The sequence below is a fragment of the Bradyrhizobium sp. genome, from assembly GCF_017881085.1.
Classification (GTDB): domain Bacteria; phylum Pseudomonadota; class Alphaproteobacteria; order Rhizobiales; family Xanthobacteraceae; genus Bradyrhizobium.
In genome coordinates this window covers 1-10,201 of record NZ_JADGRI010000196.1, presented here as the reverse complement: position 1 = coordinate 10,201, position 10,201 = coordinate 1, and the positions used below count along the sequence as shown (strand labels likewise).

The 10,201-nt window shown below is 63.3% G+C and carries 8 protein-coding genes; 6 read left to right on the top strand and 2 right to left on the bottom strand.

Annotation, left to right across the window (positions count from 1 at the left end; all coding sequences use genetic code 11):
- Positions 1-263: 263 nt before the first annotated feature.
- Together QZ213_RS18065 and QZ213_RS18060 are read right to left on the bottom strand one after the other, a co-directional pair.
- Positions 264-1,808 (bottom strand): acyl-CoA synthetase, encoded by a 1,545-nt coding sequence (locus QZ213_RS18065; RefSeq protein ID WP_291687460.1) that lies wholly within the window; start codon positions 1,806-1,808, stop codon positions 264-266.
- A 131-nt stretch (positions 1,809-1,939) separates the two neighbouring features.
- On the bottom strand, positions 1,940-3,112 hold the full coding sequence (locus QZ213_RS18060; protein WP_291687459.1) for an acetyl-CoA C-acetyltransferase: 1,173 nt from the start codon (positions 3,110-3,112) through the stop codon (positions 1,940-1,942).
- 154 nt (positions 3,113-3,266) lie between these two features.
- On the opposite strand from QZ213_RS18060, the gene QZ213_RS18055 reads away from it, so the two are divergent.
- The 6 genes from QZ213_RS18055 to QZ213_RS18030 all read left to right on the top strand — a co-directional run.
- The gene (locus QZ213_RS18055) at positions 3,267-3,941 is read left to right on the top strand and encodes a TetR family transcriptional regulator (protein ID WP_291687458.1); all 675 of its coding nucleotides are present in this window, start codon (positions 3,267-3,269) and stop codon (positions 3,939-3,941) included.
- A gap of 55 nt (positions 3,942-3,996) precedes the next feature.
- Positions 3,997-4,755, top strand: a complete 759-nt coding sequence (locus tag QZ213_RS18050) for an SDR family NAD(P)-dependent oxidoreductase (RefSeq protein ID WP_291687457.1) — start codon at positions 3,997-3,999, stop codon at positions 4,753-4,755.
- Between the two features lie 202 nt (positions 4,756-4,957).
- Positions 4,958-5,764, top strand: a complete 807-nt coding sequence (locus tag QZ213_RS18045; RefSeq protein ID WP_291687456.1) for an enoyl-CoA hydratase/isomerase family protein — start codon at positions 4,958-4,960, stop codon at positions 5,762-5,764.
- A 42-nt stretch (positions 5,765-5,806) separates the two neighbouring features.
- Complete coding sequence (locus QZ213_RS18040; RefSeq protein WP_291687455.1) at positions 5,807-7,681, top strand: AMP-binding protein; 1,875 nt, start codon at positions 5,807-5,809, stop codon at positions 7,679-7,681.
- 28 nt (positions 7,682-7,709) lie between these two features.
- Complete coding sequence (locus tag QZ213_RS18035; protein WP_291687454.1) at positions 7,710-8,837, top strand: acyl-CoA dehydrogenase family protein; 1,128 nt, start codon at positions 7,710-7,712, stop codon at positions 8,835-8,837.
- A gap of 121 nt (positions 8,838-8,958) precedes the next feature.
- Positions 8,959-10,201, top strand: a 1,243-nt coding sequence (locus tag QZ213_RS18030; protein WP_291687453.1) for an acyl-CoA dehydrogenase, incomplete at its 3' end; no start/stop codon positions are given.

The window sequence follows — 10,201 nt, the reverse complement described above, 5'->3', positions numbered from 1 at the left end:
GCGGCCTTTTGTCTCGAAGCCTGCTTCCAGCACGTGCATGCGCAAGCCGTTGATGTCGTCGACGAAGCGGGAGCGGATGCCGGAGGGCAGGGGAATGGCGGGGAAGGGTGAGGCTTCATTCATGGCGAATTTGCATCTCCGTCATGGCCGGGCTTGTCCCGGCCAACCACGTTTATTATGCCCGCTAGTTGTAAAGACGTGGATGCCCGGCACAAGGCTGCACAAGGCCGGGCATGACGACATTGAGATTCGTAGGGCGGGCCTTAAACACGCACCGCCGTCTTCGGCCAATACTTGTCGCGCAGATGGCGCTTCACCAGCTTGCCGGTGGGCGTGCGCGGCAGTTCGGCCGCGAAGTCGATGCTCTTCGGGCATTTGATCGGCGACAGATGCTTGCGGCAAAACAGAATCAGTTCGGCCTCCAGTTCCTTGCCCGCCTTCGTCATGTCGTGCGGCTGCACCACGGCCTTGACCTCTTCTCCCATCTCTTCGTTGGGCACGCCGAACACCGCGACGTCGGCGACGCCCGGATGGGTGATCAGCACGTCCTCGGTCTCCTGCGGATAGATGTTCACGCCGCCGGAGATGATCATGTAGCTCTTGCGGTCGGTGAGATAGAGAAAGCCTTCCTCGTCGAGATAGCCGACGTCGCCGAGCGTCGACCAGCCCCTGGCGTTGTAGGCGCGTTTCGTCTTCTCGGGATCGTTGTGATAGGCGAACACCGGCGCGTCGGCGAAATACACCGTGCCGATCTGCCCGGGCGGCACTTCCTGGTCGTTTTCGTCGAGGATCTTGACCTTGCCGACCACGGCGCGGCCGACGGTGCCGCGATGGGTCAGCCATTGCTGCGAGGTCGACACCGTGACGCCGTTGCCTTCGGAGCCGGCGTAATATTCGATCAGGATCGGTCCCCACCATTCGATCATCCTTGCCTTGACGTCGATCGGGCAGGGCGCGGCGGCGTGGATCGCGCCTTTCAGCGAGGAGACGTCGTAGCGCTGGCGTACCTCTTCCGGCAGCTTCAGCATGCGCACGAACATGGTCGGCACCAGCTGCGACTGCGTGACCTTGTGCTTCTCGACCAGTTTCAGGAATTCTTCCGCGTCGAAGTGCTCCATGATGATCGAGGTGCCGCCGAGCGTGATCGCCATCATGTTGAAGCGCAAGGGAGCGGCGTGATAGAGCGGCGCCGGCGACAGATAGATACTGTCGGAATTCATCCCGCACATGTCGGCGCAGAGAATTTTCAGGAACGGATTCGGCAGTTCGATCGGATTGTGATCCGACGCCCGCTTGATGCCCTTGGGGCGGCCGGTCGTGCCCGACGAATACAGCATATCGTAACCGGCTTCCTGGTCCGCGATCGGCGTGGTCGGCTGCGCCGATGCTTCCTTGTCCCAGGAACGGAAGCCGGCGAGAGGCTCGTCGAGCATGTAGAAGATCGGATCGCCCGGCGCGCCGGTCACGAGCTCCCTGACCTGTTCGGCGCATTTCGGCGAGGTGATGAATACCTTGGCGCCGCAATCCTTCACGATATAGGCAATCTCGTCTTTCGTCAGGTAGCGGCTGATCGCGGTGTAATACAGCCCCGAGCGCTGCGCCGCCCAGCAGATCTCCATGAACGCGAGCCGGTTCTCGATCAGGAACGCGACGTGATCGCCGGCCTTCAGGCCGAGCGAACGGAACAGATGCGCGCCCTGACTCGAAAGCTCTTCGAGTTCGCGATAGGTGATCGCCTTGCCGGTACCGGCCATCTGATAGGCGATCTTGTTGGGCTGGGTGCGTGCGTGCACCGACGGGTGGGTCATGGGGGTTTCCTCTGGGCGCGAATAGCGGATGCAAGTGCGAACGGCGAGTAGTGGGTAGCGAACAAGGGAAGGACGTTGGTCCGTATCCGTTCGTTACTCGCTATTCGCCGTTCACTTCTATTTTATTGCTCTTACAGCCGCTCGACGATGGTCACATTGGCCATGCCGCCGCCTTCGCACATGGTCTGCAACCCGTAACGCTTGTTGCGCTGCTTCAGCGCGTTGATCAGCGTGGTCATCAGCTTGGTGCCGGAGCCGCCGAGCGGATGGCCGAGCGCGATCGCGCCGCCATTGACGTTGAGCTTTGCCGGATCGGCGCCGGTCGTCTTCAGCCACGCCGTCGGCACCGAGGCGAAGGCTTCGTTGACCTCGAACAGGTCGATGTCGTCGATCGACATGCCGGCCTTCTTCAGCGCGCGCTCGGTGGCGTGCAGCGGCGCGTCCAGCATGATCACGGGATCGCCGCCCATCATGGTCATGTGATGGATCCGCGCCATCGGCTTGACGCCGAGCGCCTTGAGGCCCCTTTCATTGACCACCACCACGCCGGAGGCGCCGTCGCAGATCTGGCTGGAAGAGGCGGCGGTGAGCTTGCCGTTCTCCTGGATCAGCTTGACGCCCTTGATGCCGGCAAGGCTGGCGTCGAAGCGGATGCCTTCGTCGATATGGTGGGTGTCGGTCGAACCGTCGGCGCGGGTGATCTGCAGCGGGATGATCTCGTCCTTGAACTTTCCCGCCTGCGTCGCGGCGATGGCGCGCTGGTGGCTGTTGTAGGAAAACTCGTCGAGCTCATCCTTCGAGAGACCGTATTTTTCCGCCATCATTTCCGCGCCGGTGAACTGGCTGAATACGATGTTCGGATAATGCTTCTCGATACCCGGGCTCTTGTAGGTTCCAAAGCCGTTCTTGGCCGGCAGCTGCGAGGCAAGGCCCATCGGCACCCGCGTCATGGATTCGACGCCGGCGGCGATCACGCAGTCCATGGTGCCGGACATTACCGCCTGCGCGGCGAAGTGCAGCGCCTGCTGCGACGACCCGCACTGCCGGTCGACCGAGGTGCCGGGCACGCTCTCCGGCAATCTTGAAGCCATGATGGCGTTGCGGGCGATGTTGTTGGACTGTTCGCCGGCCTGCATCACGCAGCCCATGATCACGTCCTCGATCTGGTCGGGGGCGGCGCCGGAGCGCTCGACCAGCGCGTCCAGCACGGAAGCGGCGAGATCGGCCGGATGCCAGCCGGCGAGGCGTCCCCCCTTGCGGCCGCCTGCGGTACGTGCGGCGGCGACGATATAGGCTTCGGCCATGACGGTTCTCCCTGATTGTTCTTGGGTGGGTGTTCTGAAGGATGGGCCGGATTTAAGTGGCGCAGGGGGATTTAGTCAATCAATCAATTAACTCTTGAGTGCGGCGCTGGCATCGGCTTATCTGCGCCCCTCGGATCTCCCCGACAGGCAGGTCATGGCATCACAGTTGAATACCAGCGTACCGACCAGGCTTCCGGCCAGCAAAAACACCACCGCCGAAAAGCTCCTCGTCGCGGCCAGCGAACTGATGATCGAGCGTTCGTCGATTGAAGTGTCCCTCAGCGACATCGCGCAGAAGTCCGGGGTCAACGCCGCGCTGGTGAAATATCATTTCGGCAACAAGGACGGGCTGTTGCTGGCGCTGTTGGCGCGCGACGCCGCCACTGAAGTGGCCAACCTCGAATACCTGCTGGCGCAGCCGATCGCGCCGACCGCGAAACTGAAGCTGCATATCGGCGGCATCATCCGGGCCTATCACCAGTTCCCCTATATGAACCGGCTGATCCATTATCTGCTGCATGAGAGCACGCCGGAGGCCGCCGACGAGGTCTCGAAATTCTTTGTGGCACCCCTTTTGGATTTTCATCGCCGTCTGCTTGCGGAAGGCACCAGGGCCGGCGAATTCCGCGCCATCGATCCCGTGCTGTTCTACACAAGCCTGATCGGGGCCTGCGATCATCTGTTTTTCGGGCGGCACGCGATGTCGCGCGCGACCGGCGTCGGCCCGGTCACCGACGAGGTCTGCCGTCAGTACATCCGGCACATGGAAGCGCTGATTTGCGGAGGAATGCTGACGAACACGGAAACGGGTGCCGCGGCAGCCGGATGATTCTGCTTCAAGACGACCAAGCCTAGAGAAGAAACGCCCAGGGAAAGGTTCTATCATGCAGTTGAAAGACGTTGCCGTTCTCATCACCGGCGGTGGCTCCGGCCTTGGCGCCGCCACCGCGCGCGCCATGGCCGCCAAGGGCGCCAAGATCGGCGTCATCGACCAGAACAAGGAAAACGCCGAGAAGGTCGCGGCCGAAGTGAAGGGCATCGCCCTGCACGCAGACGTCACCGACGAGGAAGCGATCAAGGCCGCGATCGCCAAGGCCGAGGCCGCCCACGGCGTCGCGCGCGTGCTGATGAACTGCGCCGGGATCGGCGGCTCGCAGCGCATCGTCGGCAAGGACGGCGTCTATCCCTTGGCGAAATTCGTGCGCATCATCAACGTCAATCTGATCGGCACCTTCAACGTGTTGCGGCTGTTCGCCGAACGCCTCGTCACGGCGGAACCGATCGGCGAAGAGCGCGGCGTCATCATCAACACCGCGAGCGTCGCGGCCTATGAAGGCCAGATCGGCCAGATCGCCTATTCCGCCTCGAAAGGCGGCGTGGTCGGTCTCACTTTGCCGGCGGCGCGCGATCTCGCCAGCCAGAAGATCCGCGTCAACACCATCGCGCCCGGCCTGTTCCTGACGCCGCTGCTGATGGGCCTGAACGAAGAAGCCCGCAAGAGCCTGGGCGCGCAGGTGCCGCATCCGGCGCGGCTCGGCGACGCCAGCGAATACGGCAACCTCGCGGTCCACATCGTGGAGAACCCGATGCTGAACGGCGAGACCATCCGCCTTGACGGCGCCATCCGCATGGCGCCGCGGTAGTTACTTCTTCCCCTCTCCCCTTGTGGGAGAGGGTGGATCGAATGAGCGTTAGCGAATTCGAGACGGGTGAGGGGTTGCGGTCTATCGATAGAAAGAAACCCCTCACCCGACCGAATGCGCGGCAAAGGGCGGTGATGCCCTCTCCCACAAGGGGAGAGGGCGAAGCAATCGGCACTGCATTGGCGGAAGCAGGAGTAGGCGCGTGGCAAAACCGCTGCTGATCGAACATGACGAGGGGATCGACCGGGTGACGCTCAATCGCCCGGAAAGCCTCAACGCGCTCGATCCCGAGCTGATCGACGCGCTCAATGCCTATTTCGAAAGCCTGCAGCGCAACCGCGCCACCCGCGTGGTGGTGCTGAAGGGGGCCGGCACTTCGTTCTGCGCCGGCCTCGATCTCAAGCAGGCGATGGCGCGGCGCGCCGGGCAGCAGGAGCCGCCCGGCGTCACCGAGTCCCTGGATTCGCAGCGCCGGATCGCCGACATCGTGATGCTGATGCGGCGCTGTCCGCAGCCGATCATCGCACTGGTGCAGGGAGCGGCGGCCGGCGGCGGTTTTGCGCTGGCGCTCGCCGCCGACATCCGCATTGCCACCAGATCGGCCCGGATGAACTGCGCGTTTATAAAGCTTGGGCTCGGCGGCTGCGACATCGGAACCAGCTATTTCCTGCCGCGGCTGGTCGGGGTCTCCGTTGCTTCCGAACTGATCCTTACCGGCCGGTTCATCGATGCCGAGCGTGCGCTCGCGGTGGGCCTGGTTTCCGAAGTCGTCGAGGAAGGCCAGCTCGAGACCGCTGCCGCCCCCTATGTCGAAGCCATGATGACGGCCTCGCCGGTGGGGCTGCGGCTGTCGAAGGAATGCCTCAACATGAGCGTCGATGCCGGCTCGATCGAGGCCGTGATCGCGATGGAAGACCGCAACCAGGTCCTGTGCAGCCGCTCGGAAGATTTCAACGAGGGCATCAGGGCCTTTCTCGAGAAGCGAAAGCCTGTCTATATCAGGCGATAAAGACGGATCCGAAAAACGGACCAATATTTCGGGAGACGCAATATGAGTGGGAATGCGGCCGCGGTTCTGACCAAGCCGGCCTTTCGCAAGATCGAATGGCTGAAGCGCGATATCGCGGTCGAGCGGCGGCCTGACGGCGTCATCGTGCTGAAGTCACGTATTCCCTTGATGTCCTATGAGAAGCATATCCCGGCCTCGCTGGCCAAGTGGGCAAGCGAGGCGCCGAACCGCATCTGGCTGGCGCAGCGCGCCGGTGCTGAGCGGCAATGGCGCAAGGTCTCCTACGGCGAGGCCAAACGCACCGTGGATTCGCTGACGCAAGCGTTACTGAATCTCGGGCTCACGCCTGGCAGCCCGGTTGCGATCCTGTCGGGCAATTCGATCGAGCACGCGCTGATGACGCAGGCGGCGATGCAGGCGCGCTTTCCGGCAGCCCCGGTGTCGCCGGCCTATTCGCTGATGAGCCATGACCACGTCAAACTGAAATATCTGTTCGACCTGATCAAGCCGAAGGTGGTGATGGTGCAGGACGGCCCGAGCTTCGAGAAGGCGCTGAAGGCGCTTCCCCTCGAGGGCGTCACGGTCGTTCACGTCGCGCGTCCTTGCGAGGGCATCGCGAGCGTCGCCTATGCCGACCTCGCGGCAACGCCAGTGACCAAAGACGTCGAAGAATCGATCGCGAAGATCACGCCGGACACCGTGGGCAAGTTGCTTTTCACCTCCGGTTCGACCGGCATGCCCAAGGCCGTCATCAACACCCAGGAGATGATGTGCGCCAATGCGGCGATGATGATGCAGGTGCGGCCGCGCGAAGCCGGCGCAACGTTGCCGACGGTCCTCGACTGGATGCCCTGGAATCACACCATGGGCGGCAACGCGGCGTTCCATCCGGTATTGGTCGACGGCGGCACGCTCTATATCGACGACGGCCGGCCGATGCCCGGCATGATCGAGGAAACGCTGAAAAACCTGCGCGAGATTTCGCCGACCTATTACGCCAACGTGCCGGCGGGCTATGCTGCGCTCGCAGCGGCGATGGAGAAGGACGATGCGCTGTGCCGCAGCTTCTTCAGAAACCTCACCGTCATGGCCTATGGCGGCGCGCGGCTGCCCGACGATCTCTACGAGCGGATGCAGGCGTTGGCAGTGCGCACGTCAGGCGAGCGCATCGTGTTCTACACCGGCTGGGGCTCGACCGAGACCGCGCCGACCTCGACGGGCACCTATTGGGACACCGAGCGGGTCGGCCTGATCGGCCTGCCGTTCCCCGGCGTCGAACTCAAGATGGTGCCGGTCGGTTCGAAATATGAATTGCGGCTGCGCGGCGTCAACGTCACGCCGGGCTACTTTGGCCGCCCCGATCTCACCAAGGCCGCGTTCGATGAGGAAGGCTTTTACTGCATCGGCGATGCCGGCGTGTTCGTCGATCCCGCCGATCCCGTGCAGGGCATCATCTTCGCTGGCCGCGTGGTGGAGGATTTCAAGCTCACCACCGGCACCTTCGTCCATGTCGGCTCGCTGCGCACCGATGCCATCGCCGCGGCGACGCCTGTCGTGCAGGACGCGCTGGTGGCAGGACAGGATCGCCCCTTCGTCGGGCTTTTGGCCTGGCCCAATCTGCACGCCTGCCGGCAGATCGTCGGCAACGCCGAGGCAACTTATGAGGACGTGGTGAAACATCCCGAAGTAATCGCCTGCCTGAAGCGCGGGCTCGAGGCCCACAACAAATCGTGCGAGGGCGCCAGCAGCATGCGGGTCGCGCGCGCCATGCTGATGGTCGAGCCGGCCTCGATCGACGGCAATGAGCTCACCGACAAGGGCTACATCAACCAGCGCGCCGGCCTCGAGCGCCGCGCAGCGCTGGTGGAGCGGCTCTATGCCGAGCAGCCCGGCGAAGACGTCATCATCCTGAATTGAAACACCGCACCAACCCGAGTAACACGCCATGAATTTCGATTTCTCCGACGAACAAAAGCAGATGCGCGACGAGGCGAGGAAATTCCTTGCCGAAAAATGCCCGCCAAAAGCGGTGCGCACGGTGCTGGACGGCAAAGCGCCTTACGACAAGGAATTGTGGAAGGGCCTTGCCGAGATGGGTTTCCTCGGTGTGGCGATCCCGGAAGAATTCGGCGGCGCCGGCGCGGGCCATCTCGAACTCTGCGTGATCGCGGAGGAAATGGGCCGCGCGCTGGCGCCGGTTCCGTTCTCCTCCACGGTCTATCTGGCGGCCGAAGCGATCCTGCTCGCCGGCTCCGACGCCCAGAAGCAAAAATGGCTGCCGAAAATCGCCTCGGGCGAAGCGATCGGCACGCTGGCGCTGTTCGAAGGCAAGGGCAATCCGTCACCGGCCGCGATCAAGCTGACCGCGTCCGGCAACAGCCTCAACGGCGTCAAAAAGCCGGTGCCGGATGGCACCATCGCCGATTTTGTCATCGTTGCGGCCCGCACCGGATCGAGCGGGCGCGACAGCGACATCTCGCTGTTCCTGGTCGACATCAAGGCCGGCGGTGTCGAGGCCAGGGCATTGACCAATGTCGATCCGTCGCGCGGCCAGGCCGAACTCACCTTTGAGAACACCAAGGCCGAGCCGCTCGGACGGCCCGGCGAAGGCTGGAGCGTGATATCGCAGGTGCTCGACCGCGCCGCGGTGCTGATGGCTTTCGAGCAGGTCGGCGGCGCCGACCGCGCGCTGGAAATGGGCCGCGACTATGCGCTCGACCGTATCGCCTTCGGCCGGCCGATCGGCTCGTTCCAGGCGGTCAAGCACATGCTCGCCGACATGTATGTCTCGGCGACGCTGGCGCGCTCGAACTGCTATTACGGCGCCTGGGCGCTTTCGACCAACGCGTCGGAACTGCCGGAAGCCGCCGCCGCCGCGCGCATCAGCGCGACGCAGGCGTTCCAGCATTGTTCCAAGAACAACATCCAGGTCCATGGCGGCATGGGTTTCACGTGGGAGTTCGATTGCCACCTCTACTATCGCCGTTCCAATGCGATGGCGCTGTCGCTCGGCTCGCTGTCCTATTGGGAAGACGCGCTGATCGACCGCATGCGCAAGCGGAACGCGGCTTGAAAACGTCATTCCGGGGCGCAGCGAAGCTGCGAACCCGGAATCTCGAGATACCCAACTTCTGGATTCCGGATCGATCCGCGAAGGGCGGATCGTCCGGAATGACGAGCAAGGAAGATGCCCGATGAATTTCGAAGACACCCCGCAGGAAGCTGCTTTCCGCGCCGAGGCAAAAGCCTGGATCGCCGCCAACGCGCCGAAGCAGTACGAAGAGGAACTGCGCAAATCCTCGCTGGGCCGCACCCAGCTCAAGGGCGCCAACATCCTTGAAGTGGCCAAAGCCTGGCAGAGGAAAAAGGCCGATGCCGGCTGGGCCTGCCTGCACTGGCCGAAGGAATATGGCGGGCGCGGCGCAACCCCGATCGAGCGCGTGATCTGGCAGCAGGAAGAGGGCCCTTTCGGCAAGCTAAGCGGCCTGTTCATCATCGGCCACGGCATGTGCGGCCCGACCATGATGGCGTTCGCAAATGAAGAGCATAAGCGGCGCTATCTGCCGCCGCTCGCCTCCGGTGAAAACGTCTGGTGCCAGCTGTTTTCCGAACCCGCCGGCGGCTCCGACGTTGCCGGCCTGCGCACGCGGGCGGAAAAAAAGGGCGATGACTGGATCGTCAACGGTCAGAAGATCTGGACCTCGGGCGCGCACTACTCGGACTACGGTATTTTGCTGACGCGCACCGATCCCAATGTGCCGAAGCACAAGGGTCTCACCATGTTCTTCCTGGACATGAAGAGCCCGGGCGTCGAGGTCAAGCCGATCAAGCAGGCCAGCGGCCAGTCCGACTTCAACGAGGTGTTTTTCACCGATGTGAAGATCCCGGATTCGCAACGGCTGGGCGCGGTCAATGACGGCTGGAACGTGTCGCTGACCACGCTGATGAACGAACGCATGTCGATCGGCGCGGGCGTCTCCACCGGTTTCCCCGAGCTGTTCGAGTTTTGCAGCAATCTGATGCTCGAAGACGGCCTTGCGATCGACGACCGCAATGTTCGCTCCAAGCTCGCCAGCTGGGCGGTGAAGGCCAGCGGCCTGAAATACACCAGCATGCGCGCGATCTCGGCGCTGTCGAAGGGCGAGCGTCCGGGACCGGAGAATTCGATCGGCAAATTGGTCGCGGGCTCGATGGTGCAGGATGTCGCGACGTATGCGCTTGATCTGCAGGGCGCCGCAGGCGTGCTGAGCGGGCCGGAGGACGCCGAAGTCGCCGGGAAATTCCAGGCGATGCTGTTGCGCGCGCCCGGTACCCGGGTCGAAGGCGGCACCGACGAGATCATGCGCAATATCATCGCCGAGCGCGTGCTCGGCCTGCCCGGCGACATCCGCGTCGACAAGGACGTGCCGTTCAACAAGATACCGACCAAGGGACGGG

Excerpts from the sequence above, each read along its gene's own strand:
- QZ213_RS18035 (WP_291687454.1), top strand. The coding sequence starts at position 7,710 with ATGAATTTCGATTTCTCCGACGAACAAAAGCAGATGCGCGACGAGGCG.
- QZ213_RS18060 (WP_291687459.1), bottom strand. The coding sequence starts at position 3,112 with ATGGCCGAAGCCTATATCGTCGCCGCCGCACGTACCGCAGGCGGCCGC.
- QZ213_RS18040 (WP_291687455.1), top strand. The coding sequence starts at position 5,807 with ATGAGTGGGAATGCGGCCGCGGTTCTGACCAAGCCGGCCTTTCGCAAG.
- QZ213_RS18065 (WP_291687460.1), bottom strand. The coding sequence starts at position 1,808 with ATGACCCACCCGTCGGTGCACGCACGCACCCAGCCCAACAAGATCGCC.
- QZ213_RS18055 (WP_291687458.1), top strand. The coding sequence starts at position 3,267 with ATGGCATCACAGTTGAATACCAGCGTACCGACCAGGCTTCCGGCCAGC.
- QZ213_RS18050 (WP_291687457.1), top strand. The coding sequence starts at position 3,997 with ATGCAGTTGAAAGACGTTGCCGTTCTCATCACCGGCGGTGGCTCCGGC.